Annotated in this window: 22 protein-coding genes; 12 read left to right on the top strand and 10 right to left on the bottom strand. The window is 67.6% G+C overall.

Annotated features, from left to right (window positions below; translation table 11 throughout):
* Window positions 1-62: 62 nt before the first annotated feature.
* The 6 genes from XM50_RS05965 to XM50_RS05990 form a co-directional block, all read right to left on the bottom strand.
* Window positions 63-1,094: a LacI family DNA-binding transcriptional regulator gene (locus XM50_RS05965; protein ID WP_046408199.1), complete on the bottom strand. Its 1,032-nt coding sequence runs from the start codon at window positions 1,092-1,094 to the stop codon at window positions 63-65.
* A gap of 69 nt (window positions 1,095-1,163) precedes the next feature.
* The gene (locus tag XM50_RS05970; RefSeq protein ID WP_052742458.1) at window positions 1,164-1,736 is read right to left on the bottom strand and encodes a Crp/Fnr family transcriptional regulator; all 573 of its coding nucleotides are present in this window, start codon (window positions 1,734-1,736) and stop codon (window positions 1,164-1,166) included.
* Window positions 1,737-2,089: 353 nt separating this feature from the next.
* Entirely contained in the window at window positions 2,090-2,512 is a 423-nt protein-coding gene (locus tag XM50_RS05975; protein ID WP_082102779.1) for a c-type cytochrome, read from the bottom strand.
* Window positions 2,509-3,744 carry a molybdopterin-dependent oxidoreductase gene (locus XM50_RS05980; protein ID WP_046408200.1) on the bottom strand — a complete coding sequence of 412 codons (1,236 nt, stop codon included), beginning with the start codon at window positions 3,742-3,744 and terminating at the stop codon, window positions 2,509-2,511. The genes XM50_RS05975 and XM50_RS05980 overlap by 4 nt, the downstream gene beginning before the upstream one ends.
* On the bottom strand, window positions 3,744-4,526 hold the full coding sequence (locus XM50_RS05985) for a DeoR/GlpR family DNA-binding transcription regulator (RefSeq protein WP_231621875.1): 783 nt from the start codon (window positions 4,524-4,526) through the stop codon (window positions 3,744-3,746). Before XM50_RS05985 ends, XM50_RS05980 begins: the two co-directional genes overlap by 1 nt.
* A gap of 7 nt (window positions 4,527-4,533) precedes the next feature.
* A complete protein-coding gene (locus XM50_RS05990) occupies window positions 4,534-6,054 on the bottom strand; it encodes a glycerol-3-phosphate dehydrogenase (protein ID WP_046408203.1) in 1,521 nt (506 codons plus the stop codon).
* Between the two features lie 95 nt (window positions 6,055-6,149).
* On the opposite strand from XM50_RS05990, the gene glpK reads away from it, so the two are divergent.
* Window positions 6,150-7,649: a glycerol kinase GlpK gene (glpK, locus tag XM50_RS05995; RefSeq protein ID WP_046408204.1), complete on the top strand. Its 1,500-nt coding sequence runs from the start codon at window positions 6,150-6,152 to the stop codon at window positions 7,647-7,649.
* 18 nt (window positions 7,650-7,667) lie between these two features.
* Here glpK and XM50_RS06000 read toward each other — a convergent pair whose 3' ends face one another.
* Together XM50_RS06000 and XM50_RS06005 are read right to left on the bottom strand one after the other, a co-directional pair.
* Window positions 7,668-8,981, bottom strand: a complete 1,314-nt coding sequence (locus XM50_RS06000) for a sensor histidine kinase (RefSeq protein WP_046408206.1) — start codon at window positions 8,979-8,981, stop codon at window positions 7,668-7,670.
* A gap of 21 nt (window positions 8,982-9,002) precedes the next feature.
* Complete coding sequence (locus tag XM50_RS06005) at window positions 9,003-10,388, bottom strand: sigma-54-dependent transcriptional regulator (protein WP_046408208.1); 1,386 nt, start codon at window positions 10,386-10,388, stop codon at window positions 9,003-9,005.
* 123 nt (window positions 10,389-10,511) lie between these two features.
* Here XM50_RS06005 and XM50_RS20030 point away from each other — a divergent pair, with 123 nt between their 5' ends.
* The 5 genes from XM50_RS20030 to XM50_RS06025 all read left to right on the top strand — a co-directional run bounded on the left by XM50_RS20030 (window position 10,512) and on the right by XM50_RS06025 (window position 16,645).
* A complete protein-coding gene (locus tag XM50_RS20030) occupies window positions 10,512-10,670 on the top strand; it encodes a hypothetical protein (RefSeq protein WP_156167190.1) in 159 nt (52 codons plus the stop codon).
* Between the two features lie 40 nt (window positions 10,671-10,710).
* Window positions 10,711-12,036, top strand: coding sequence for an efflux RND transporter periplasmic adaptor subunit (locus XM50_RS06010; RefSeq protein WP_046408210.1), 1,326 nt, complete (start codon window positions 10,711-10,713; stop codon window positions 12,034-12,036).
* On the top strand, window positions 12,036-12,716 hold the full coding sequence (locus XM50_RS06015) for an ABC transporter ATP-binding protein (RefSeq protein WP_046408211.1): 681 nt from the start codon (window positions 12,036-12,038) through the stop codon (window positions 12,714-12,716). The genes XM50_RS06010 and XM50_RS06015 overlap by 1 nt, the downstream gene beginning before the upstream one ends.
* Window positions 12,717-12,761: 45 nt before the next feature.
* The gene (locus tag XM50_RS06020) at window positions 12,762-15,257 is read left to right on the top strand and encodes an ABC transporter permease (protein WP_046408213.1); all 2,496 of its coding nucleotides are present in this window, start codon (window positions 12,762-12,764) and stop codon (window positions 15,255-15,257) included.
* Window positions 15,258-15,349: 92 nt separating this feature from the next.
* Window positions 15,350-16,645, top strand: a complete 1,296-nt coding sequence (locus XM50_RS06025; protein ID WP_046408214.1) for an Hsp70 family protein — start codon at window positions 15,350-15,352, stop codon at window positions 16,643-16,645.
* An 85-nt stretch (window positions 16,646-16,730) separates the two neighbouring features.
* Here the strand turns inward: XM50_RS06025 and XM50_RS06030 are convergent, their stop codons facing one another.
* Window positions 16,731-19,598, bottom strand: coding sequence for a TonB-dependent receptor domain-containing protein (locus XM50_RS06030; protein ID WP_052742459.1), 2,868 nt, complete (start codon window positions 19,596-19,598; stop codon window positions 16,731-16,733).
* Window positions 19,599-19,899: 301 nt separating this feature from the next.
* Here XM50_RS06030 and XM50_RS06035 point away from each other — a divergent pair, with 301 nt between their 5' ends.
* The 6 genes from XM50_RS06035 (at window position 19,900) to XM50_RS06060 (ending at window position 25,958) form a co-directional block, all read left to right on the top strand.
* Entirely contained in the window at window positions 19,900-20,544 is a 645-nt protein-coding gene (locus XM50_RS06035) for a TetR family transcriptional regulator (protein WP_052742460.1), read from the top strand.
* 2 nt (window positions 20,545-20,546) lie between these two features.
* On the top strand, window positions 20,547-22,061 hold the full coding sequence (locus XM50_RS06040) for an AMP-binding protein (protein WP_046408216.1): 1,515 nt from the start codon (window positions 20,547-20,549) through the stop codon (window positions 22,059-22,061).
* Window positions 22,058-23,446, top strand: a complete 1,389-nt coding sequence (locus tag XM50_RS06045) for a spinster family MFS transporter (RefSeq protein WP_197075421.1) — start codon at window positions 22,058-22,060, stop codon at window positions 23,444-23,446. Before XM50_RS06040 ends, XM50_RS06045 begins: the two co-directional genes overlap by 4 nt.
* 32 nt (window positions 23,447-23,478) lie before the next feature.
* Entirely contained in the window at window positions 23,479-24,261 is a 783-nt protein-coding gene (locus XM50_RS06050) for an SDR family oxidoreductase (protein ID WP_046408218.1), read from the top strand.
* 64 nt (window positions 24,262-24,325) lie between these two features.
* Window positions 24,326-25,585, top strand: a complete 1,260-nt coding sequence (locus XM50_RS06055; protein ID WP_046408219.1) for an acetyl-CoA C-acetyltransferase — start codon at window positions 24,326-24,328, stop codon at window positions 25,583-25,585.
* Between the two features lie 121 nt (window positions 25,586-25,706).
* Window positions 25,707-25,958 (top strand): hypothetical protein, encoded by a 252-nt coding sequence (locus XM50_RS06060; protein WP_125945627.1) that lies wholly within the window; start codon window positions 25,707-25,709, stop codon window positions 25,956-25,958.
* A gap of 280 nt (window positions 25,959-26,238) precedes the next feature.
* Here the strand turns inward: XM50_RS06060 and XM50_RS06065 are convergent, their stop codons facing one another.
* Window positions 26,239-26,760, bottom strand: a complete 522-nt coding sequence (locus tag XM50_RS06065; RefSeq protein ID WP_046408223.1) for a ferritin-like domain-containing protein — start codon at window positions 26,758-26,760, stop codon at window positions 26,239-26,241.
* Window positions 26,761-26,920 lie beyond the last annotated feature (160 nt).

Genomic DNA, 26,920 nt, shown 5'->3' on the forward strand with positions numbered 1-26,920 from the left:
TCCCGCACCTGACGATCGCCTGAAACGACGCGGCCCCGGAGCGATCCGGGGCCGTTTTCGTATCAGCCGCCGCCCGGCGGCGCGGACGATCCACGCAGCACCAGCTCATGCGGCAGCCGCCGCTGCTGCGCGGCACCCGCCGCCGGTGGCGACAGCAACAGGTCGGTTGCCGCATCGGCCAGCGCGCGTACCGGCTGGCGCACCGTGGTCAGCGCCGGCCATACCAGCCGGGCGGTCGGCCCGTCGTCGAACCCCACGACGGTCAGCGTATCGGGCACGCGGATGCCGCGCCGGTGCGCCGCCGCCAGCACGCCCGCCGCCATGTCGTCGCTCGATGCGAAGATCGCGGTCGGCGGCGCGTCCATCGACAGCAGCGCATCCGCCGCCGCCTCGCCCGAGGCGAAATCGAACTGCCCCTGCCGGATCAGTGCCATGTCCAGCTCGACGCCGGCCGCGCCCAGCGCGCGGATATGCCCCGCCAGCCGCTGCCCCGACGCGGCATAGCTGCGGTCGCCGACGATGAAGCCGATCCGCCGGTGCCCCAGCGTCAACAGGTGGCTGGTCATGTCGAACGCCGCGCCGTCATTGTCGATCGACGCGCTCGGCCCTTCCTCGACACGCAGCCCCGGCTGCAACCGGGCAAAGGGGATGCCGCGCCGCTTCAGTTCGTCCAGCACGCGCTGGTCGTCGCAGGCCGGCGGCGCCAGCACCAGCCCGTCGGGGCTCGCCTGGTCGATCAGCGCGGTGATATCCTCCAGCAGCGTCGGCGACGCGCGGTCATAGGGCTGGGCGATCATGCGGATCTTGTCGCGCGCGCATCGCTCGCGCACCCCCAGCTGGATTTCGTAGATGTACCAGGGATTGGGATTGTCGCAGATCAGCGCAATCTGGTGCGATCGGTGCCCCGCCAGTGCGCGCGCCGCATGGCTCGGCTGGAACCCGGTCTCCGCCATCACCTCAAGGATGCGCGCCTTCTTCTCGGCGCTCACATATTGCTGGTCGTTGATGACCCGCGACACGGTCTTGATCGAAACGCCCGCCAACCGCGCGACATCACGAATGGTCGGGCGCGCGGTGTCGGTTGCTGTGCTCATCACTGCCCCTCATAGGGCAGCCAAGCCGTTGGCCAATAGCCATAACGCGCCAGGCCCCCCGGCCCGCGATCACGCGCTCAACAGGCGCACCTTGGGCCGGTTACCGATGTCCAGCGCCAGATAATCGGGGTCGAAGCCCGACAGGCTGACCAGACCGTCCCAGTCATGGATGTCGACACGCTTGCGGCAGATCGTCACCAGCTTCAATTCGCGCAGGCGGCGCAGCGATCGGTTGACGTGCACCGGCGTGATGCCGGTCGCATCGGCCAGCTGCTCCTGCGTCAGCGGGAGGTCGAACTGCAACCGGTACTCACGCTCCCCGCCGAAGCGCATCGCCATCTCGCACATCAGATGCCCCAGCCGCCCCACCGCATCACCGCGCCCGATGTTGAGCAGCCATTGCATCAGCGTCGCCGTGTCGACCGCGCAATGCCGCCAGAACGCCTCGGCGATCGCGGGGAATTGCGCCGCCGCGGCGCGCAGCGCGCGATGCGGCACGCGCAGGATCGTCGTCTCGGTCAACGCCAGCAGCGCGCCGACGCCGGTCGGCCGAACCACCGACAACAGGTCCGCCATGTCGCCGCTCAGGTGGATCCCGGTCAGCTGCCGTTGCGCGCTCGCCGTCTGGCCGAACCGCCCCACCAGCCCGGTGGCGACAAAACTCGCGTGGCTCGAAATCTCGCCCAGCCGGGTGACATTGCGCCGTGCACCGATGGTGATGGCATCGAACGGCAGCGCCAGCAGCGCGTCCTGCTCACCGGGGGCTCAGGACCGATCTCAGCGCGAGTCGATCAATGAACGGCGCCAGCCCATGCGCGCTCGCGATTACCATGGCACAACTCCCGTTGAGCAAGCGGGAGCGCGTAATATCTCTCAGTCACTGCCGCCTGCAGACGATCGGGCAGTGATGCTTCACCATACACGAACAAACGCCCGCTGGCTTGAGGCACATCAAGCTAGCATGCACTTTGCCGCGATTTATCCTCCGCTCGGGATCAGCGGGCTGTTGCCGCCGGCGGCGTCTGCTGCCGGGCGACCAGATAATCGGTGATCGCCGGGATCTCGCCATCGCCGATCGGCGCGCGATAGGCGTCGCGCATCTTCTCGATGATCGCGGTCCATTGCTCGGGCTTCAGCCGCGGCTGGGTCAGGACCATGCTCGCCGAATGGCACGACAGACACCGCTGGTTGACGAGGTCGACGTTCGGCCCCGCCGGGAAGGTCGCGGCGTCATCGGGCAGTTCGACGCTGGTAGAGGTCAGCGTCACCCCGCCCGCGCTGATCCCGGCGTTCTCGGCAACCGCGGGCGCCGGCGCGGCGGGCGCCTTTGGCCCGCGGCTGCTGATGGCGATCAGCACCAACAGGCTTGCCCCGATCAGGACGACGACGATGGCGGCAAATGATGGTGCGCGCCTCACGTCAGCGCCACCGTCACCGGCTCCACGCAATTGCGCATATAGCCACCAGGGTTCCAGTTCGCCTCCATCGGCTGAGTCTCGCCGGCCGTGTTGGTGCAGCGCGCCATCACCTGCACACGCCCCGGCCGCGGCACGCCGATCCGCGCGGTGAAGCGGCGAAAACCATAACGATCGTCCTCGCGGCCCAGCGTCGCCGGTTCCCACGTGCGCCCGCCGTTGCCCGAAATCTCGACCCGCGCGACGCCGCTGTCGCCGCCTATCGCGATCCCCTCCACCGGCAGCACCGGGTCATAGCCATAGCTCGCGCCATCGGCGATGCTGGTGATCCAGGATCGCGGGTTCATCCGGTTGATCGGCACGGTCGGGAAATCCTTCGTCCCCGGCGCGACATGCGCGCGCGGCGTGTCGGGGATCTTGTACGCCTTGGCCATCCAGTATCGGTCGTCCGGCGCGGTCAGCACCTCGATCGTGTTCACCGTCTTCATCCAATAGGTCGAATACCAGCCGGGCACGACCAGCCGCACGGGAAAGCCATTCAGCAACGGCAGCTGCTCGCCGTTCATCGCGAACGCCAGCATCACCTCGCCGTCGCGCGCATGGTCGATCGCCAGCGCCTTCTCGAACGCCGGCGCCCCCTCGACCAGCGGCTTGTCCAGCGCGCCGATCCGCACCGCCACGGCGCCGCCGCGCACCCCGGCAAGGTCGAGCAGGTGGCGCAGCGATACGCCCATCCACTTGGCATTGCCCATCGCGCCATGGCCCCATTGCGCGCCGGGCACGCGCGGCTCGAACAATCCGCGCGAATTGCCCGAACATTGGTTCACCGCCGCCAGCTCGACCCGCGGCATGCGCAACAACTGCGCGAGCGAGATCGACAGCGGCCGCTCGACATGCCCGCCAATCGCGATGCGATATTGGTCGACGTCGATGCTGGTCGGCATGTCGCTCCAATGCCAGCGCACGTAGAAGCGGTCATTGGGCGTGTAGAGGTTGTGCTGGAACACCTCCATCGGCGTCTCCAGCAGCACCGGGCGCGCGCGCTGCAGGATCATCTCGCCCTTTTGCGGAAAGTCGCTGGTCAGCGGCCGGGCGGAATTGCCCCCTGGCAGCCGCAGGTCGACGTCGGCGCCCAGCGCGCGCGCCGCGATCAGCGCCGCGCCGCCGCTTATGCCTGCGGTCAGCAGCCTGCGCCGCGACACGCTGCGCGCAGCCTCGAAATCGAGCCGATCCACTACATCTTCTCCACGTCGACGATCGCCACATCGGCGGCATCGCATGCCCGGCCGAGTTCATCGTCTACCTCGTCGGTGACCAGATAGTCGATATCGCCAAGGTCCCCGATCCGCACCGGCGCCGGCCGCCCCAGCTTGGAGGAATCGAGCGACAGGATCACTTGCCGCGCCTGTGCGATGATCGTCTGCGACACCCGCACCTCATCGACATCGAAATCCAGGAATGTGCCGTCGCGCTCGATCGCGGATGCGCCGATCAGCGCATAATCGACGCGGAAGCTGCGGATGAAATCCATCGCCAGCGCGCCCACCACCGCGCGGTCGCCGGGCCGCACGCGCCCGCCGGCGGCGATCACTTCGATGCCCGGGCTGTCGGCCAATATGTCGACCACGTTCAGGTTGTTGGTGATCACCATCAGGTCGCGCCGCCCGATCAGATGGCGCGCGATCGCCTCCGTCGTCGATCCGATGTTGATGAACAGGCTCGCGCCATCGGGCACCAGCGCGGCGGCGGCGGCGCCGATCGCGTCCTTCACGTCCGCTGCGACATGCCGCCGCTCGGCATAGCGCAGATTGTCGACCCCCGACGTCACCACCGCGCCGCCATGCACCCGCGCCAGCATGGATCGCCGCGCCAGCAGGTTCAGGTCTTTGCGGATCGTCTGCGGCGTGACGCCTAATTGCTCGGCCAGCGCGTCGACGGCGACGCTGCCGGTATGCCGCGCCGTCTCCAGGATCGCGCGATGCCGCGCCGCCACCACGTCTGCGCCGGTCTGGCTCACACCGCGCTCACGCCGCGACGGGGACGACGCGGGCGAGATAGGCGTCCAGCGCCTCTGCCGTCCCGGCGGGCACATGCAGCCCCAGCTTGCTGCGGCGGAACAGCACATCCTCGCTGGTCCGCGCCCATTCGCGCGCCACCAGATAATCGACCTCCGCCTGATACAGGTCGCCGCCGAACGCCGTGCCCAGATCGCGCACGTTCTGCGCCGCGCCCAGCAGGTCATCGGTACGCGTGCCATAGGCGCGCGCCAGCCGCCGCAGCAGCTTGGGCGGCAGGGCAGGGCGGCTCGTCATCAGCCTGCTGAGGTACAGGTCGAAATCGGCATCGGCCATGTCGCCGCCCGGCAGCACCGCGCCTGCGGTCCACGCCCCCGACGCGTCCGGGAAGAAGCGCGCCAGCTCCTTCATCGCATGTTCCGCCAGCTTACGGTACGTCGTGATCTTGCCGCCAAAGATGCTCAGCATCGGCGCGCGGCCTTCGCCCGCATCCAGATCGAGCACATAGTCGCGCGTGACGGCGGAGGCGTTGGTCGATTTGTCGTCGTACAGCGGCCGGATGCCGGCATAGCTCCAGCGGATGTCCGCCTTGTCGACCGGCTGCGCGAAATAGCGGCCGATCGTCTCCAGCAGGTAATCGGTCTCGCCCGTGCTGATCTGCGCCTTGCCCGGCTTCTCGTTCCACACTTCGTCGGTCGTGCCGACCAGCGTGAAATCATTCTCGTACGGGATGGCGAAGACGATGCGGCGGTCGGGGTTCTGCAGCATGAAGGCATGCGCCCCCGGGTACAGCCGCGGCACCACGATATGGCTGCCCTTGACCAGCTTCACGCCGCGATCGGTCCGCGCATCGGGCACCCGGCCCAGCACATCGGCCACCCACGGCCCCGCGGCATTGACGATCACCCGCGCACGCACCTCTCGCGTGCCTCGCGCATCGGCGATCGTCGCTACCCAGCCATCGCCCTCGCGCCGCGCGTCGATCAGCCGGGTGCGCGTCTCGATCACCGCGCCCCGCGCGGCGGCATCCATCGCGTTCAGCACGACCAGCCGGCTGTCCTCGACCCAGCAGTCGGAATAGATGAACGCCTTGCCCTCGCGCGGGCTCAGCCCGGCGCCGGCGGCGGACGTCGCCAGGTTCACCGTGCGCGTCCCAGGCAGCTTCTCGCGCCCGCCGAGGTGATCGTACATGAACAGCCCCAGCCGGACCATCCACGCGGGGCGCGGCGACTGGTTCTGCGGCAGCACGAATTCCAGCGGCCAGATGATGTGCGGCGCCATGTTCAACAATCGCTCGCGCTCGATCAGCGCCTCGCGCACCAGCCGGAACTCGCCATATTCCAGGTATCGCAGCCCGCCGTGGATCAGCTTGGTCGATGCCGACGACGTATGGCTCGCCAGATCGTCCTGCTCGACCAGCAGCACGGACAGCCCGCGCCCCGCCGCATCGCGCGCGATCCCCGCGCCATTGATGCCCCCGCCGACGATCAGCAGGTCCACCATCCGCTCCATCTCGCGCTCTTCGCTCATCGCGCCATCATACCGACCGGCGCGTTCAAATGAAAGCGTTGACGTTCGTATGAAACTTGCCAAGGTTCGTTTCAGGTTTCGTTTGGAGAGGTAGGATGGCGTCCCACATTCTTGTGATCGATCAGGGGACCACCTCGACGCGCAGCGTGCTGTTCGATGCCTCCGCCCGCCGGGTCGCGATCGCGCAGACCGAATTCCCGCAACATTATCCGCAGTTCGGCTGGGTCGAACATGATCCGGAGGATATCTGGCGCGACACGCTCGCCACCGCGCGCCAGGCGATCGAGGAAAGCGGCGTGCCCGCGCGAAGCATCGCCGCGATCGGCATCACCAACCAGCGCGAAACCGCCGTGGTGTGGGATCGCGCCACGGGTGAACCGATTCATCGCGCGATCGTGTGGCAGGATCGCCGCGGCGCGGATCGCTGTGCGACGCTGCGTGCCGACGGCGCGGAGGATCTCGTTCGCGCGCGCACCGGCCTCCTGATCGATCCCTATTTTTCCGCCACCAAGATCGCCTGGATCCTCGACAACGTCCCCGATGCCCGCGCGCGTGCCGAACGCGGCGAGCTTGCCTTCGGCACGATCGACAGCTTCCTCCTGTGGCGGCTCACCGGCGGCGCGGTGCATGCGACCGATATCACCAATGCCAGCCGCACGATGCTGTTCGACATCCATCGCGGCTGCTGGGATGAGGAATTGTGCCGCCTGATCGGCGTGCCGATGGCGATGCTGCCCGACGTGCACGACAATGCGCATGTCTATGGCACCACCGCCACCGATCTGTTCGGCGCGCCGATCCCGATCGCCGGCATGGCGGGCGACCAGCAATCGGCGCTGTTCGGCCAGGCCTGTTTCGATCGCGGCAGCGCCAAATCGACCTATGGCACCGGCTGCTTCATGCTGCTCAACACCGGGACGGAGGCGGTCAGCTCGCAGCATCGCCTCATCACCACCCCCGCCTACCGGCTCGATGGCGTCACCACCTATGCGCTCGAAGGATCGATCTTCGTCGCCGGCGCGGCGATCAAATGGCTGCGCGACGGGCTCGGCATCATCACCCATGCCAGCCAGACCAACGACATGGCGACCAAGGTGCCCGACAGCCATGGCGTCTATATGGTGCCCGCCTTCGTCGGCCTCGGTGCGCCGCATTGGGATCCCGCCGCGCGCGGCTCGATCCACGGCCTGACGCTCGATAGCTCCGCCGCGCATCTTGCCCGTGCGGCGCTGGAGGCGGTGGCCTATCAGACGCTCGATCTGGCGGAGGCGATGGTCGCCGACGGCGGCAATCGGCCCGAACGGCTGCGTGTCGATGGCGGCATGGCGGCGAACGACTGGCTGTGCGGCTTCCTCGCCGACCTCACCGACATGGCGGTGGAGCGGCCCGCCGATCTCGAAACCACCGCGCGCGGCGCGGCCTTCCATGCCGGCCTCGCCAGCGGCTTGTGGTCCGGCCTCGATGAACTTGCCGCCTTGTGGTCGCCCGATCGCCTGTTCGAACCGTCGATGACGGCGGCGGCGCGCGCGCCCTTGGTGACTGGCTGGCACGATGCCGTCGCCCGCACGCTCAGCGCAGGGCCGCGCCAATCCTGATCGCTACAGGCCTGATCGCTACAGCAGCAGGCGGAACACCGCGCCCCCGCCCGGCGCGTCATGCACCTCCAGCGTGCCGCCATGCGCCACCGCGATCTGCCGCGCGAGGTTCAGCCCCACGCCGGTCCCCTTCGCACGCGTGGTGAAGAACGGCAGGAACACCTCCTGCCGCAGCTTCTCGGGCACGCCCGGGCCATTGTCCGCCACCTCGATCATGACCGGGTCGGCGGCGGCGATGGTCAGCGTGACGGCGGGATCGGCGCGATGCTCGCTCGCCGCCTGCGCTGCATTGCGCATCAGGTTCAGCAGCAGCTGCGACAATAAGGCGCGGTCGCCGTGGATCGTCATCGGCGTGCAGTCGACGGTGAACGCGACGCCGGGCCATTCGGCGCGGAACAGCCGGGCATGTTCCTCGGCGAACTCGGCCGCGGCGAAGGCATGGCGCACCACCGCCGGCTCGCGCGCCACGACGCGATAGCTGTCGATGAACTGCCCCAGCCCCTGCGTGCGCCTTGCCAGCGTCGCCGCCGCGTCGCGCGCGTCGGCGATCTGCGCCGCATCGACCCGCTCGTCCGCCAGCAACGACGCGGTGGTCTGCGCCAACGACATGACCGGGGTCAGCGAATTCAGGATCTCATGCGTCAGCACGCGGATGATGTCGGTCTGCGCCGCCATTTCCACCGCATCCAGCGTTTCCTGCACTGGCTGGATCACCACCGCGCGGGTGCGCTTGCCCAGCCGGTTCAGCGTCGCCTGCCGCACCAGCGTGCGCTTCGCCCGCCCGTCGAGGTTCAGGATCAGCATCTCCTCGCCCCCCGCCGCCTCATCCGCCAGCCGGTTGGCAAAGGTCGCGCCATACACCGCATAATCGGCCGGCCGGACGCCGCTGTGGCGGGTGAATAGCGCCCGCGCCGCCTTGTTGCCCGGCGCCACCCGCCCCTCGTCGATCGTCAGCAGCGCGACCGGCATGTCGTCGATCAGCGCCTCCAGATAGCGCAGCTCCGCATCGGTCTGCCCGCGTTGCTCGCGCAGTGCGCGGATCGTATCGTTCAGCGCCGCGCCCAGCCGGCCGAACCCGGCGCCGCCGGTCTCGGGAAAATGCGCCGCGAAATCGCCCAGCCGCACCGCCTCCAGGAATCGGGCCAGCTCGATATTGGTGCGCGACACGTGCCGCCACAGCGTCATCGCGGCGAGGATCGCGACCCCGATCATCACCACCCGGACCATCAGCAGCGACGGCGTGCGAAACGCCCATACCACCGCGATCAGCGCCAGGATCAGCAGCGACATGCGAAAGATCAGGCCAAGCGTGAAGTGGCGGTCAAATCCCATGGCGGGCCGCTCGCGTCGCGCTCACAGCCCGTGCTTCTCCATCCGCCGGTACAGCGCCGCGCGCGACAGGCCCAGTTCCGACGCGGCCAGCGTGATGTTGTAGCCGTGCTTGCGCAGCGCCTCCTCCACCAGCCGCCGCTCGACCCGGTCGAGGTTCAGGTCAGCGGCCACGCCGCCGCCTGCAACACCGCTCACCGGGGCCGGGACGGCCCGCGGGGTGGCCGCCTCCAGCCCGAAATCCTCCGGCTCCAGCACCGGATGCGCCGCCAGGATCGTCGCCCGCTCCACCGCATGGCGCAGCGCGCGGACATTGCCCGGCCATTCATGCGCGATCAGCGCCGCGCGCGCCGCCTGGCTCAGCTCGGGCCGCGGCCGGTCATAGCGGGCGGCGTAATGCGCCAGGAAATGCTCGGCCAGCTCGATCACATCCTCCGGCCGCTCGTTGAGCGGCGGCAACGTGATTTCCACGGTGTTCAGCCGGTACAGCAGGTCCTGGCGGAACACCCGCTCGTCCATCAGCCGCTCGCGCGGCATGTTGGTCGCCGCGATCACCCGGATGTTCACCTTGACCGGGCTGTTCGCCCCCACCGGCGTCACTTGCCGCTGCTCCAGCGCGGTCAGCAGCTTGGGTTGCAGGTGAAGCGGCAAATTGCCGATCTCGTCGAGGAACAGCGTCCCCCCGTCCGCCGCCTGGATCCGCCCCACGCGGTCGGCCCGGGCATCGGTGAACGCACCCTTCACATGGCCGAACAATTCGCTGTCGATCAATTCGGTCGCGATCGCGCCGAGGTCCACCGTCTGCAGCACCTGGCCGGCACGTTGCGACCGGGCGTGAAGCGCACGCGCGACCACTTCCTTGCCCGTCCCGTTCTGCCCCAGGATCAGGACGTTGGCGTCGGTCGGCGCGGCGCGCTCGATCAGCGACTGGACCCGCGCCATCGCCGGCGACTGGCCGAGCAGCGGCGAACCATTGCCCGGCGCCGCAATCGCCCTTGGCGCACCTGCCGCGACACGCGACCGGCGAAGCGCCGCCGCAGTCCGCACCGTCGCCACCAGCCGGTCGTTCGACCACGGCTTGGGGACGAAATCGGTCGCCCCGCGCTTCATCGCCGCCACCGCGACATGCACCCCGGCGTGCGCGGTGATCATCACCACCACCATTTCGGGGTCGATCCCGGTCAGCCGATCGAGCCACGCGAGCCCCTCGCTCGCATCGGTCGCACCGCGCGCAAAATTGGCGTCGAGCAGGATCACGTCGGGCGTCGCGCGCGTTATCTCGGGCAGCACCTCGTCGGGCGTGCGCGCGGTAATCACCTCATGGAACAACGGCCGCAACAGCAACCGCGCGGCGAGCAGGATGTCGTCGTCGTCATCGACAACAACACAGCGGTCAAATTCCGGGCCCATGATCGTCCGCTTTCGTAACGCAAGTGTTCGCGGCCGGACAATCAATTCCTGTGCCATCCCGCCCCGGCACGCCACTGACTGGTGACCGACATCACTTGGCACAGGCCGTGCAAAGCCGCCGGCATGACCAAAGCGCCCCTTTCCCGACTGCTGCTGCTCGCCGCCGCCATTGTCGCGTTTGGCGGCTGGGTGAAACGGCCCGCCGCCTCGGGCATCAGCGCCGATCCGACGCTGTCGGTGTCGCTCCACACCCCGCATCTCAGCCTGTCGGTTTCGCTGTGAGGCGTCCGCTTCTGAACACTATCGTCCGGAAGCGGACACGATGAGCGTCCTTCGCCTGCCGCAGGACCGCGTTGAGGAGGCACGCCCCGCATCGGGCAGCGGCATGGACCGGGTGGTGCAGCGTCGCCGCCTGCCGCGCCTCGCGCTCATCGCCGCGGGCCTTGCCGTGCTGCTCGCCGCTTCGCTCCTCTTCTGGTGGTTCGCGCCGCGCGCCGGCAGCCAGTCGGTCGCCGCCAGCCGGCTCACCATCGCGACGGTGCAGCGCGGCACCTTTGAGGATTACATCCCGCTGCGCACCCGCGTCACCCCGCTGGTGACGGTCTATATCGACGCGATCGAGGGCGGCCGGGTGGAGGAGGTGCTGGTCGAGGACGGCACCATGCTGGCCAAGGGACAGCCGATCGCCATCCTCTCCAACGCCGAGCTGCAACTGTCGACGCTCGCCCGCCAGACCGAGGTCGAGCAGCAGATCAACAACATGCGCGCGCAGGAATTGAGCCTCGCCCAGACCCGCGTCGCCAATGAACGCGCCGTGCTGGAGGCGGAACTGGCGCTCGAAAAGGCGCAGCGGCTTTACGATCGCGAGGCGCCGCTCGCCGCCAAGGGCTTCGTCGCCGGCCGCCAGTTCGCCGATACGACCGATCAGTTGCGCTTCGAGCGGCAACGGCTCGCGGTGGTGCGCCGCGGCCGCGCCACCGACGATCGGCTGCAGAACAGCCAGCTGTCGCAGCAGCGCGCCTCCACCGCCTCGCTCACCGCCGGGTTGCAGCTCGCCCGCGCCAATCTCGACGCGTTGAGGCTGCGCGCGCCGGTCGCGGGGCAATTGTCGGGCTTCTCGATCCAGGTCGGCCAGTCGATGCAGCGCGGCGAGCGGATCGGCCAGATCGATTCCCCGGGGCGCAACAAACTGCAGGCCGGCGTCGACGAATTCTTCCTCGGTCGCGTCGCGACAGGGCAGGTGGCGCGGATCGACGCCGGCGGGCGCAGCTACCGGGCACGTGTCACCCGCATCCTGCCGCAGGTGCAGAACGGCCAGTTTCAGGTCGAGCTGCAATTCCTCGGTGAGGAACCACAGGGGTTGCAGCGCGGCCAGACGGTGCAGGCGCGCCTGACGCTCAGCGATCCGTCGCCCGCTATCCTGGTGCCCTATGGTGCCTTCCTCAACGACACCGGCGGCGCGTGGGTCTTCGTCGCCGCGCCGGACGGGCGCTCGGCGGTGCGCCGCACGGTCCGCCTCGGCCGCCGCAATGCCGATCATGTCGAGGTGCTCGACGGCCTGTCGCCGGGCGAGCGTGTGATCATCTCCCCCTATACCGGGTTCGCCGACAAGGACGTGCTCGATCTTGCCCAAGGAAAGGACGTTTGATGCTCCGTATGCGCGACGTGATGCGATTGTACCGGACCGACAGCGTCGAGACGGTCGCGCTCGACGGGATCGACCTGGATATCGCCGATGGCGAATTCGTCGCGATCATGGGCCCGTCGGGCTGCGGCAAATCGACGCTGCTCAACGTCATCGGCCTGCTCGATAGCCCGACCAGCGGCTCCTATGTGTTCGACGGCACCGAAGTCGCCGGCCTGCCCGAGGCGAAGCTCGCCGACTTTCGAAAGGCCAACATCGGCTTCATCTTCCAGAGCTTCAATCTGGTCGATGAACTGACGGTGCGCGACAATATCGAACTCGCATTGCTCTACCACAATGTCTCCGCGAAGGAGCGGCGCGCGCGGGCGGAGGTGGTGATGGACCGCGTCGGCATCGCGCACCGCGCGCGCCATCGCCCCAGCCAATTGTCGGGCGGCCAGCAGCAGCGCGTCGCCGTCGCCCGCGCGCTGATCGCCGCGCCCAAGCTCATCCTCGCCGACGAGCCGACCGGCAACCTCGATACCAATCACGGGGAGGAGGTGATGCGCATGTTGCAGCAACTGAACGCCGAAGGGTCGACGATCGTCATGGTCACCCACTCGCCGGCGCATGCCGATTACGCCAGCCGCGTGGTCAACATGCTCGATGGCCGCGTCCTGCAGGAACGGCGCCGCGCGGCGTGATCGCCATCGCCTGACCCCCACCTCGATCGAAAGCGACCGCCGGCCATGTGGCGAAACTATCTCACCGTTGCGGTCAACGCCCTGGCGAAGAACCGCGCTTATTCGATCATCAACCTCCTGGGGCTGGCGATCGGCATGGCGGCGTGCCTGCTGATCCTCGTCTTCATCCGCTACGAAACCAGCTACGATCGCTGGCTGCCGCGCGGCGAGGATACCTATCAATTCCAGACGTGGATGCCCAATCCGCGCGATGGCGCGCCGTACATGCTGCAGATGTCGAGCTACATCACGGCCGAGCGGCTGAAGAAGGATTTCCCGCAGGTGGAGGCGGTCAGCTACGTGCTCGGCGGCACCCCCTCGATCCTCCGCCAGGGGCAGGTGAGCACGGCGGAAGACTATCTTACTGCCGACAATGATTTCCTCGCCGTGGTCGACCTGCCGATCCTGCGCGGGTCGAAGAACGCGCTGAACGCCCCCGACACCGCGGTGCTGACCCGGTCGGAGGCAATCCGCCAGTTCGGCACCGACGATGTCGTCGGCCGGACGCTCAGCCTCATTCAGAAGGGCAAGACCTATGATTACCGCGTCAATGCGGTGCTTCAGGATCTGCCCAAGAACTCGCACCTTCGCATCAACGCGGTCGTGCGGCGTGATTTCGGCTCCTATTTCACGCAGGAACCCGAATTCCTCACCTGCTGGCAATGCCAGTCCGGCTGGGTCTATGCCCGGCTGAAACCCGGCACCGACGCCGACGCGCTGAACGCGCAGCTTCCCGCCTGGGAGAAACGAAACATCCCCGACGAAAATCTCGCCGGCACGCGCTACAATGCCGGCGACGATACCGACTGGGCACTCGTTCCGGTGGCGGACGTTCACCTCGGGGTCGCGCAGGCCGGCTCGATGGCGCCGGGCAACGATCACCGCTCGATCGTCACCTTCGCCATCATCGCGGTGCTGATCCTGCTGATGGCGGTGGTGAACTTCACCAACCTTGCCACTGCCCGCGCCGGCCAGCGCGCCCGCGAGGTCGCGCTGCGCAAGGTGCTGGGCGCGACGCGCCGCCAGCTGATCGTTCAGTTCGTCGGTGAATCGCTGCTGATCGCCGCCATCGCCGTCGCCATCGCGCTGGCGCTGGGTGAGCTGCTGGTCCGCCCCTTCGCCGCCTTCCTCGGTGCCGACCTGCGCTTCAGCTATTTCGGCGCCGACGGCATGTTGTGGCCGGCGCTCGCGCTGATGCTGATCGTCGGTGTCGCCGGCGGCCTCTACCCCGCCTTCTTCCTGTCGCGCTTTCAGCCGGCCAGCGTGCTGAAGGCGAACAAGTCCTCCACCGAGACCCCCGGCACCGGCATGCTGCGCAACATGCTCGTGGTGGCGCAATTCGCCATCTCGATCGGCCTCATCATCTGCACCGCGATCGTCTACGGCCAGACCGTCTACGCCCGCTCGGTCGATCCCGGCTACCAGCGCGATCACCTGCTGCAGGTCGGCAACATGAGCCGCTACCAGTTGATCGGCCGGGGCGAGCAGATTGCCGAGCGGATGAAGCGCGTGCCCGGGGTCGTCGCGGTCGGCCGCACCGACATCGGCGTCGCGACGCAGAACACCAACACCACCGGCGTGCTCGTTCCGGGCAATCCGCAGCCCGTCGCGCTCGGCCGCTACCGCGTCGACCACGACTTCCGCGACGCCATCGGGCTTCAGCTCGTCGCCGGTCGCTGGTTCGACCCTGCCCGCCCGATGGACGATCAGACGCTCTCCTTCCCGGAGGATCCGGCCGAGGTCCGCGCATTGGTCGCCCGCGGCGCCAATGTGGTGGTCAACGAATATGCCGCGCGAAAGCTTGGCGCCGCCGATCCCGCGGCGGCGCTCGGCAAGACCTTCCGCATGGCGCTGGGCGAGCAATATGGCGACGTGCCGATCACGGTCGTCGGCGTTGTGCGCGATTCCCGCTTCCGCTCGGTGCGCGAGCCGCTGGAGCCGATCGTGTTCATCGGTTCGCGTGAGGGGCCCTCGACCATGGTGATCCGCTACGACGGTGATCCCGCCGCCGTCCGCGCCGCGGTCGAGCGCGAGTGGCGTGCCGCCGCCAGCGACGTACCGTTCGAGGGAAAATTCAGCGAGGCGATTATCGAGGATCTCTACGATGCGGAGGAAAAGCGCGCGCAGATCTTCGCCGGATTCGCGGTGCTCGCGGTGGTGATCGCCTGCCTCGGGCTGTTCGGCCTCGCCGCCTTCACCGCCGAGCGCCGTACGAAGGAGATCGGCATCCGCAAGGTGCTGGGCGCGCGCACGATCGATATCGTCCGGCTGCTCGTCTGGCAGTTCAGCCGCCCGGTGCTGATCGCCAACCTCATCGCCTGGCCGGTCGCCTGGTGGGCGATGCGTGACTGGCTGAACGGCTTCGACACGCGCATGGCGCTGACCCCGGTGCCGTTCTTCCTCGCCGGCGGCGTCGCGCTGGGAATCGCGGTCGTCACCATCGCCGGCCATGCGTTCAAGGTCGCCCGCGCCAACCCGATCCGCGCGCTGCGCTACGAATAGCGGCCGCCGCCACGCTTGTTCGCCCCTGTCGGCCGTGCGATAGGCGCCGCCCTTTCGGCGGGTCTCGCCACGACCAACAAGGGAGACATCGCGTGGACAGCGCCGCCACTGCGCTCGGCCTCGATTTCGGCACCACCAACACCGTCGCCGCGCTGGCCGACGGCACGGGCGAATCGCACCTCGTCTCCTTCGCCGGTGATCGCGCCACCGGCCCGGTATTCCGCTCGGCGTTATGCTTCTGGGAGGATGAGGACGCGTGGAACGGCATCGCACATGAGGCGGGGCCCTGGGCGATCGGCGAATATCTCGATTCCCCGCTCGACAGCCGCTTCGTGCAATCGTTCAAGACCGTCGCGGCCAGCGCCTCGTTCGAACGCGCGCTGATCTTCGGCAAGCCGTTCCGCTTCGAGGATCTGGGACAGCGTTTCCTGCAGCGGCTCGTCGCGCACAGCGGCGGCCGGCTCGATCGCCGCCCGCGCCGCGTCATCGTCGGCCGTCCAGTCGAATATGCCGGCGCGCGGCCCGATCCGGCACTCGCGCGGCAACGCTATGACGCGATGCTGGCCGATTTCGGGGTAGAGCTTCACTATGTCTATGAACCGCTCGGCGCCGCGTTCAGCTATGCCGCGCGGCTGACGGAACCAGCGACGATCCTGGTCGCCGATTTCGGCGGCGGCACGACCGATTTCTCGATCGTCCGGGTCGAGGCGCCCGGCGCCGCGCGCCGCTGTGTCCCGCTCGCCTCCGCCGGCATCGGTATTGCCGGCGATCGCTTCGACCAGCGCATCGTCAGCCAGCTGCTGCTGCCGCTGCTGGGCAAGGGCGGCCACTATCGCTCGTTCGGCAAGGTGCTCGACATTCCCGGCGGCTATTTCGCCGATTTCGCCGATTGGTCGCGCCTCGCCATGATGCGCAACCGTCGCACGCTGGAGGAGCTTCGCCGGCTTCAGCGCGATTGCATCGATCCCGTGCCCATCGGCCGAATGATCGCGCTGATCGAGCATGAACAGGGTTTCCCGCTCTACGATGCCGTGGGGCAGGTGAAGCGCGCGCTGTCGCAGGGGGAGGAGGCGGTGTTCCATTTCGAGGGCGGCGGTGTCGCCCTGCGTGCGCCCGTCACGCGCGAAGCGTTCGAACAATGGATCGCCGACGACCTCATCCGGATCGAGGCGGCGATGGACGTGGCATTGGCGCGCGCCGCAACCGACGCGGCCGCGATCGACCGCGTGTTCCTCACCGGCGGTTCGTCGCTCATCCCCGCGATCCGCGCGATCTTCGACCGCCGCTTCGGCAGTGAGCGGATCGCCACCGGCGGCGAACTCACCTCGATCGCGCATGGCCTGGCGCTGATCGGCGAACAGCCCGATCTCGCCGGCTGGACCGCCTGACACCAAAGGGCCCGGCCGCAGCGAACCTGCGACCGGGCCGTGGCTTTTCGAGAAAAGGGCAGGGGCGCTCACCCCCGCCCAATGCTCAGAAGCGAATGCGCCCGCCGACCGTGATGTACCGCCCGATCGTGTCGTACAGCAGCGGGTCCACCACGCGCGACGTGCCGAGCGAGATGTTGTTGGTGTCCGACGGCGGCGGATCCTTGTCGAACAGATTGTTGATCGACAGGAACAGCTCCGGCTTGGCGTTGCCCGCCTCGATCTGCTGGCGGATCGTGAGGTTGGTGTAGAATACCGCCGGGACATGATCCTGGTCGATCGTGACCGGCGGGATCACGCGGCGATGCGCGCCGATGAACCGCTCCTGGATCGCGATGGTGGTGCCGCCCGACGTATAGGTCGCCTGCAGGTTCGCGCGCCAGCTCGGGAAGGAACCCGTGCCGGCATATTGCACCGCCGCCACGCCGCGCGCTTCCTGCGTGTAATTGTCGAGATAGGTGGCAATCCCGCGCAGGCTCAGCTGCCCGCCGGCAAAGCGCGTCTGGTAGCTCGCGTCGAAGTCGATGCCCGAAATGTCCACGGTCGCGATGTTCAGCGCGACGCCGTTGACGTCGGTCAGCCGCCCGTCGGCGCCGCGCACCGTCAGCGCGCACAGCCCCTGATCGCCGGCAAAGCACTGGTTGACCAGCTGCTGCGCCGACAGCGTCTGGATCGCGTCGTCGATCTTGATCTTGTAATAGTCGACCGAGAAGCCGAGCCCCGGCAGGAATTCGGGGCGATAGGACAGGCCGGCCGCGATCGTCTTGGCGCGCTCGGGCAGCAGGTCGGGGTTGCTGCCGGTGAAGGTGAACACGTTCTGCGTCACCAGATTGTTGTTGAACGGATCGACGATCGCCACGACGTTGCGCGAACGCGGCCCGAACAGGTCGCCGATATTGGGTGCGCGGATGTCCTGCGAATAGGTGCCGCGCAGCCGCAGGCCGGATACCACCTCGCTGGTCAGGCCCAGCTTCCACGTCGTCACGCCGCCGCTGGTGCTGTAATCGGTGCGGCGGATCGCACCGTTGAAGTCGATCGACTGCAGGAAATTGTCACCGCGATACAGCGGCACCAGCACTTCGCCGAACGCTTCCTTCACATTGTACCCGCCGCCCGACGGCTGCGGGTTGGTCGCGACGAACCCGATCCCCTGCGAAATCGGATCGACCGTGATCGTGCCCGACATGTCGCGATATTCGGCGCCCACCGCGGCCGCCACGTCGCCCGCCCAGGTGGAGAACAGATTGCCACGCACCGTCAGCGCGACGACGTCCTGCTTGGCGATCGACCGTGCGAAACCGGCACCCTGCTGATAGGCGCGCTGCTCCGCCGTCATTGGCGTCTGGCCGAACGGGTTCCACGCCACGCAGCCATTGTCGGGGTTGGTCAGCGACGAACGGCAGACGATCTGGCCGGTGGCCGGATTGACCACCGCATCCGCCGCCAGGCGCGTGTTGGCGTTGATCCGCTGGTTGCTGGTTTCCAGCAGGTACCGCGACTCGCCATGTTCGTAATAGCCGTCGATGGTGAACTGGCCGACCGTCGCCTTGAACCCGGCGGTCAGGTTCAGCGTCTTGGTCGTGTTGGTCACGCGGTTCTGGCCAAAGGTCATGTCGACCTTGCCCAGCTCGATCGCGCTATAGCCGTTGGCGGCCATCGCATTGCGCAGATTGTCGGGCAGGAAGGCGTTGTCCGCCTGCACCACCAGCGCCGCGGTGCCGATGAAGAACGGCGCCAGCAGCGGATATTCGCTGCGTGAATAGCCATAGGCACCCTCGGCAAAGACCGAGAAATTGTTGCTGAACTCATATTCGGCATGGCCGAAGATGTTCTTGGCGTTCAGTTCCGACACGATCGCCGCCGGGTAGCGCGGGCCGTCGCCGCCGACCTCGACCGTCCCGGTGAACAGCTCGCCGTGGCGATAGGCGGATTGCGAACCATCCGCGCCGAACTGGATGTCGCGCAGCGGCCCGGTGGTGATCCGCGTCCCGTCGCGGCGCATCCCGGTGATCAGCCCGCCATAGGTCGCGGCCGCAAGGTTCACATTCTCGCGCAGCAGCAGCTGCGGCTGCCCCGCCTGGCCGGACAGCGGGTTGGGCACCATCGCCCAGCCGCGATTGGCCCATTCGCGCGCGCGCCCGTCGACCGGCGCCTGTTCGTTGATCGATCCGCTGATGACGATGCTGCCGCGATCGTCGTCGAAGCCAAAGCCGGCCGATGCCTCGGCGGCCCAGCTATGCCCGTCGCCATGCGTCGAGATGCCGTTGCGCAGCTCGCCCATCACGCCGCGGAATTTGGTGTCGAGCACGAAATTGACGACGCCCGCCACGGCGTCCGATCCATAGGCCGCCGATGCGCCGCCGGTCACGATGTCGACGCGCTTGATCAGCTGCTGCGGGAACATCGAAATGTCCGCAGTGCCGGTCACGCCCGACGCCGGCGGACGGCGCCCGTCCAGCAGCACCAGCGTGCGGGTGATGCCCAGGTTGCGCAGATTGGCAGTGCTCGACGTGCTCGATACCGATCCGCCCGGCGTGAAGCTCGGGGTCGACGGCCCGGTCGATCCGGTCAGCTGCGGCAATTGGCGCAGCGCCTCGGTCAGGTTCGGCGCGGCGTTGCGCAGGTCCTGGCTCCCGACGACGGTGATCGGCGTCGGCGCCTGGTATCCGTTGCTGACGACGCGCGAACCCGTGACGATGATGTCACCATCGGTGGAGGAGGCCGATTCGCGCTCGGCCGATGCTGCCGGCTCCAGCGATTCGGTCTGCGACTGGCCGGGGGTGCCGGTCGGCGCGGTACCGGCGACCGCATCGTCGGGCACGGTGCCAAGGCCGGTCGGCGCGGTCTGCGCCGCCGCGCTGGTCGCACTGATGGCGATGATGGAGCAGCACGCCAGCATGTTGATGAGCTTCAAGACTTCCCTCTCCCTTGCACGCACCTTCGATCCACCCGGTCCCCGCGCGCTCCGTATCCTCGGATATCGCTGGCAGGGCATGGCCGCAGGTCGACTGATCATCTTTTTAACGGATGAACAAGAATGCCTTTAATGCCCTTTCACACTTTGCTTTACAAGCGTGAAAAATCGGGTCTATTCAGCGGCGAACGAAAAATGGGCGGGTGATGGCGAACGGCGACGGAATGGATGATCGGGGATGTGGCCAGCGTCGGGCGTTCCGTGGCCGATTGTCTCCGCTGGCAGGCCGGCGGCAGGCCGCATGACGGCCGCCACTGATCGCGGCGCGGCCGCCGGTGCGGCCCGTCTTGGGGCATCCGCACGCGATATCCTGCTCGACGCCGCGCGCGACCTGATGATCGAAACCGGCAGCAGCGATGTCTCGCTTCACGCCATCGCCCGCCGCGCCGGCGTCACCGCCCCGCTCGTGAAATATTATTTCGGTGGCAAGGAAGGGCTGCTCACCGCGCTGGTGGAGGCCGATACCAGCCGCTCGCTTACCCAGCTTGAGGGGCTGCTCGCGATGGATGTGTCGGCCACCCAAAAACTGACCCTGCATGTCACTGGAATCATTCGCAATTATGCCCGTCACCCGTATTTGAACGGGCTGCTCAACCGCCTGGTGCGCGACTCTGGCAACGAGGCGTCGGAGCGGATCAAGGCCAATTTCGTCGAGCCGCTGATCAACGCCCAGCGCCGGATCATCGAGCAGGGGGTCGCCGCAGGCGAATTCCGCGCGATCGATCCCGACCACGCCTATTTCCTCATCGTCGGCGCCTGCCAGTATCTGTTCGCCACCCGCGTCCCCTTCGGCGACCTGATGAACGGCGCGCCCTCGCAGGACACGTTCGTGCGCACCTTCACCGCAGAGGCGGTGGACTTCATCCTGCGCGGGCTGCGACCCTAGCCATGCACCCCCGCCGATTTTCCACGCAAACCCCTGACAAACCGGCCTATATCATGGCCGGTACGGGTGAGGCCGTCACCTATGCCGAGCTTGAGGCACGCGCCAATCAGGTGGCGCACTGGCTGCGCGATCAGGGCGCTCGCGCCGGCGACGTCGTCGCGATCATGGCGGAAAATCACCCGCGTTTGTACGAGTTCATTTGGGGGGCGCAGCGGATTGGCGTCCATTATCTGCTGATCGCGACCGCGCTGACCGCCGGGGAGGTCGACTATATCCTGCGCGACGCCGATGCGCGGATCGCCATCCTCTCGGCGCGCGTACTGGAACGCCTCGGCGAGCCGCCGTTGCCGGGGCGCACGGCATGCCTCGACGATGATCTGGGCGCGACGGTGCGCCGCTACCCCGATCATCCCGTGCGCGACGAGGCGCCCGGCACCGACATGCTCTATTCGTCGGGCACCACGGGCTTCCCGAAGGGCATCAAGTCGCCGCTTCCCGCCAGCTTCGACCAGCCGCCCCGCGCGGTCGAAATCGGCACCCGCTTCTTCGGCTATGCGCAGGACAGCATCTATCTCTGCCCCGCGCCGCTATACCATGCCGCCCCGCTGCGCTGGAGCCTTGCGATCCATCGCCTCGGCGGCACCGTCATCCTCATGGAACGGTTCGACGCCGCCGCGGCGCTGTCGGCGATCGCCCGCCACCGCGTGAACATCGCGCAGGTGGTGCCAACGCATCTTGCCCGCATGCTCGCGCTGCCCGCCGAGGAGCGCGGAGGCCACGACATCTCCTCGCTCCGCTCCGTGTTCCACGCCGGCGCACCCTGTCCCGTGCCGCTGAAGTACCGCGCGATCGAGTGGTTGGGGCCAATCGTCGGCGAATTCTACAGCGGGACCGAAGGGGTCGGCCTCACCGTAGCCACCTGCAGCGACTGGCTCGCGCATCCCGGCACCGTCGGCCGCGCGGTCCAGGGCGAGATCCGCATCTGTGGCGAGGATGGGGAGCCGCTTCCGACGGGCGACGAAGGCCTCGTGCGCTTCGCCAACGCCAATCCCTTCGCCTATCACAAGGATCCCGAACGCACTGCCGCGGCGTACAACCAGCATGGCTGGCCCACCCTCGGCGACATCGGGCGCATCGATGCCGACGGCTTCCTGTACCTCACCGATCGCGCCAGCTTCATGATCATCTCGGGCGGCGTGAACGTCTACCCGCAGGAGGTGGAGAACCGCCTGTTGCAGCACGCACAGGTCGCCGATGTGGCGGTCGTCGGATTGCCCGATCCCGAGATGGGCGAGCGGGTGGTGGCGCTGGTCGAGCCGCGCATATGGCCGCTCCTGGACGAAGCAGCGCTGGCCGCCGACCTCGACGCCTTCGCCCGCCAGGGCCTCAGTCCGGTGAAGGTGCCGCGCCGCTACGTTTTCCGACCCACGCTGGAGCGTACCGATGCGGGCAAGCTGGTGAAGCGGCGACTGCGCGACACCTTGCTGGCCGAGGATACAGAAATGGTGATCCAATGAGCGACGCGGCAACGATGGGTCGATCGGACACGGTGCCGGGGGGTCTGCAACCCGCTGCACCGGCGGCGGAACCGCAGGGTGCGGCGTCCTTCCCGCTGCCAAGCGCTGCGGCCGCACGCTATTCGGTGTGGCTGCTGACCGTCATCTACATGCTGAACTTCGTCGATCGGCAGATCGTCAACATCCTGGCCGAACCGATCAAGCGCGATCTGGGGCTCGCCGACTGGCAGCTGGGTGCGATGACGGGCCTCGGCTTCGCCATGCTGTACACGACGCTGGGCATCCCCATGGCACGCCTCGCGGAACGCTATCACCGCGGCCGGATCATCTCCGGGTGTCTTGTCGTGTGGAGTGGCTTCACCATCCTGTGCGGCCTGACGACGACCTTTGCGCAAATCCTGTTCGCCCGCATCGGTGTCGGTGTGGGGGAAGCGGGGTGCACGCCCTCGGCGCAGTCGCTGATTGCCGACAGCGTGCCGGCGAACCGGCGCGCGTCGGCGCTCGGCACTTTCTCGATGGGCGTGCCGATCGGATCGCTCGCGGGCCTGATGATCGGCGGGCTGATTGCGCAAAGCTATGGCTGGCGGGCGGCCTTCATGGTCGCTGGCGCGCCGGGCATCCTGCTGGGCGTGATCGCCTTTGCCACGCTGCGCGACCCGCGCCCCGCGGGAACGCCGAAGGATCGCGCGAACCTGCTGCCGCTCAGCGCGGTGCTGAAGCAATTGCGCGGTCAGCCTGCCTTCTGGTGGCTTGCCGCGGGCTCGGCGATCACCTCCTTCGTCGGCTATGGGCAGCAAGCGTTCTACGTCTCCTTCTTTCTGCGCAACTACACACCGGAACTCACCGCCGCGGCGCAGGCGGTCGGCTTCGCCGGGCCGCTCGCCTTCATCGGCGTCACCCTGGGCATCGTGCTGGGCGTGTCCGGCGGCCTTGGCACCTTGATCGGCGGGCGCCTCGGCGATCGCTATGTCGCGCGTGGACCCGGCGGCTATGGCATGGTCGCTGCGATTTCGATGCTGATCTCCGGCCCGCTTCTCGCCGCGGTATTCTTTCTCGGCAGCGGCCTGACGATCCTCGTGCTGCTGACCGTGCCCCTGTTCTTCAAGAACATGTGGTTCGGCCCGGTGTTCGCCGCCATCCAGGGCATGATCGCCCAGCGCTCACGCGCCACTGCCACCGCGATCTTCCTGTTTGTCCTCAATGCAGGCGGGCTGGGCTTGGGCGCGCTGCTCACCGGGCTGATCAGCGACCTGTTCGCCACCAGCTACGGCGAGGCGGAGGGGGTACGCTACGCGCTGGCGGCGACGTCGCTGGTCTCCTTCCTGTCGGCGGCCTGTTTCTGGCGGGCCGCCGTCGTGATGCGCCGCGAAGCTGCTGGCGCGTGAGCAACGCTTTCTTTTCTGAAGGGAATCACTGAATGCAGATCACCGCTGACACCGCCGCCGTCGTGACCGGCGGCGCCTCCGGCCTCGGCCGCGCCAGTGCGGAGGCGCTCGCCGCCGCCGGCGTGAAGGTTGCCATCTTCGATCTGAACGAGGAAGCGGGACAGGAAGTCGCCGACGCGATCGGCGGCATCTCCTGCCACGTGAACATCATGAGCGAGGAGTCGGTCCTCGCCGGTTTCGAGAAGGCGCGTGCCGCCCACGGGCAGGAGCGTATTCTGGTTCACTGCGCGATGGCCAACCGCAAGGGCAAGACTGTCGGCCGCAACAAGCAGACCGGCGAGTTCACCCGCTTCTCCACCGAGGATTTCGCCTTTGCCACCGACGGCATCCTGATCTCCAGCTACCGCATGGCCTCGCTGTCGGCGTTCGGGATGGCCGGGCTGGAGCCGCTGGAGGATGGCGAGCGTGGCGCGATCATCCTGACCTCATCGGTAGCGGCGCAGGACGCGCAGATCGGGCAGGTGGCTTACGGCGCCGGCAAGTCGGGCGTAAACGGCATGGTGCTGCCGATGGCGCGTGACCTCATGGACCTGGGCATTCGCGTGAACGCGATCATGCCGGGCATCTTCGGCACGCCGCTGCTGGGCAAGCTGCCACAGCAGGTGTTCGACAATCTCAACGCGTCGGTGCCCTTCCCCAAGCGCCTGGGCAAGCCGGAGGAATATGCCTCGCTGGTTCTCGAACTGGTGCGCAACGCCTATTTCAACGGCCAGTCGATCCGCCTCGACGGCGCCATCCGCATGGCGCCGCGCTGATCCGTCCGATCCCTGCGGCAACGCTGCAGGGTCGATTTGATGCCTCATGGAAGGAAGAGCTGCCATGTCCGCTGCCTATATCGTCGATGCCGCCCGCACCCCGCGCGGGGGGGGCAAGCTGGGCAAGGGTGCCCTGACGCATCTGCATCCCCAGCACCTTGGCGCCACCGTGCTGAAGGCGCTGCGCGACCGCAACGCGCTGGATACGTCGCGGGTGGACGACATCATCTGGTCGACCAGCCAGCAGCGCGGCAAGCAGGGCGGTGATCTGGGCCGGCTGTCCGCGCTGTTCGCGGGCTATGACGTCAAGGCGTCGGGCGTGACGCTTGACCGTTACTGCGGCGGTGGGATCAGCAGCGTCGGCTTTGCCGCGTCACAGATCATCGCCGGGTTCGAGGATGTCGTTATCGCCGGCGGGACCGAGATGATGAGCCACCATGCCGAGGCGGACGGCTGGGAGCAGGGAACGCCCTTCGCGGAGCTTGGGCGCGCCAAGGGCAATTACGCGCTGTACGAGGAGCATCCGATCTCGCACGTCGGCGTCGCCGCGGACGCGATCGCCGCGATGGAGGGCATCGGACGCGCCGAACTCGATGCATTTGGCGCCGAGAGCCAGCGCCGCGCCGCGCTTGCCATGGCGGAGGGCCGCTTCGACCGCAGCATCGTCCCGGTCCATAACGACGACGGCACGGTTGCGCTGGACCACGACGAATATCCCCGGCCGGAAACCACCGCGGAAAGCCTCGCGGCGCTGAAGCCCAGCTTCGCCGCGATCGCCAACGTGCCGGCATCCCCTGATGGCACCACGATGAAGCAGATGATCCAGCGCAAATATCCCGAGCTGGAATGGGAGCCGGCGCATCATGCCGGGACGTCATCGGGCGTGGTGGATGGCTCGGCAGGGCTGCTGCTCGCCTCCGAGGAGGGCTTGCGGGCCAATGGCTGGAAGGCGCGCGCGCGCATCGTCACCGCCGTCAACCAGGGTGATTGCCCGACGTTGATCCTCAACGCGCCGGTGCCCGCCGCGCGCAAGGCGCTCGAGCGTGCCGGTCTGACCGTGGACGACATCGACGTGTGGGAGATCAACGAGGCATTCGCCGTCGTCACCGAAAAGGCGATCCGCGATCTCGGGCTCGACCGTGGCAAGGTCAACATCAATGGTGGCGCCATTGCGCTCGGCCATCCGATCGGGGCGACAGGATCGATGTTGATCGGGACCGCCCTGGACGAGCTTGAGCGTTCCGGCGGACGCTATGCGCTGATCACGCAATGCGCCTTTGGCGGCATGGCGCCGGCGATCATCATCGAGCGGCTGGACGGCTGACGCTTTCCGCGTCGGCGGCGTTGGGCCGCGCCGGGAACGGGCGGTCCGGCGCTTCGTTGCCTCTGGAGAACCCAAGCCGATCAGGGTCTTGTGACCGCGTGATCGGCATCCGGAGGTGATGATGAGCAGCAAGCAGCCGATGCAGGCAGACGGCGCCGCGAGCAAGACGGCGCGCAGCGGTGAAACGCCCGGGCAGGAGAAGAGCGGCGGCGAGAGCCAGGGCGGCGCCTATCCCAACCCACACAGCGACAAGAATGGGAGCAAGAAGGGCGGCAAGTTCGACGGCGGCCAGTCCGAACGCGCCTATCATGGCACCGGCCAGCTCGGCGAGCAGAAGACCGGCGAGCAGCCCAATGCAGGTTCGACCGAATAGGCGCGCCCGCGCCCGATCAATGCGTCTCCCGTTCGACCTTTAAAAGCGAAAGGCCGCCCTCTTGCGAGGACGGCCTTTCCATTGTCAGCCGTTCAGGGCCTTCGTCAGGCGACGACCACCTTGGTGGAGGCCGCGTTCATCGAGTGAGCCTTGAGCGGCGTGAGACAATGAGACATTCGACCACCTCCTTTCAGTTGTTGCAGGGTAGCGGCGATATGGAAATCATCGCCGCTCTTTCAAGAGCTTAGCGGGGGCTATAGAGCGGCGCCCGCGCTGGCGCTCACACCTTGGCCTTCAGGGAGCCGCCCTCAGCATAGAGCGTCGCATAACGGCGCGTGACCATTGGTAGCGATTCATCGATCCACGCGGCCATCGCCTCTTCTTCGCCCAGCGACTGTTTCAGCGCCGCCGTGGCAGTGGAGAAGCCGCCGTCATCGGCCATGACCAGCAGCGACTTGTACGCGGCGATCTCGAAATGCTCGAAGGCGTAGTTCGCGAAGCTGTTCTTGACGATCTCGTCACCCGCCATGCTGTGCGTGATCGCGGCCATGCTGCCGGACATGCTGAGGCCAAGGTCCTTGATCGTGGAACTGCTGGTCTCGAAACTCGCCAGGATCTCCTCCAGCCGCGCAATCTGGCCGTTGGTCTCCTCGATATGAGCGCGCAGCCGATCGGCGACTTCGGGGTAGTGTTCGATGCGCGCCACTTGCGGGGTCATGATCGAAAGGGCCTGCTTTTCCACCGCATGCGCGTTGACCAGGCCGGTGATGAACAATTCGCGAAGCACATCGTGACTGGGCATCAGGCTTGACTCCTTTGCGTGACAGACAGCGAAGATCGGGGGCAGGACCCCGATATGATGGGATAATGCCCGCCATCGATCTTCTGCGGTCCTCAACCCATGAGCCGGCGGATCGTCTCCGCGCAAAGGCCGGCGACGACGGGAAAACCCGCTAACTTCG

Origin of the sequence: Sphingomonas sp. Ag1, from assembly GCF_000980895.1 — a bacterium.
Taxonomy (GTDB): domain Bacteria; phylum Pseudomonadota; class Alphaproteobacteria; order Sphingomonadales; family Sphingomonadaceae; genus Sphingomonas; species Sphingomonas panaciterrae.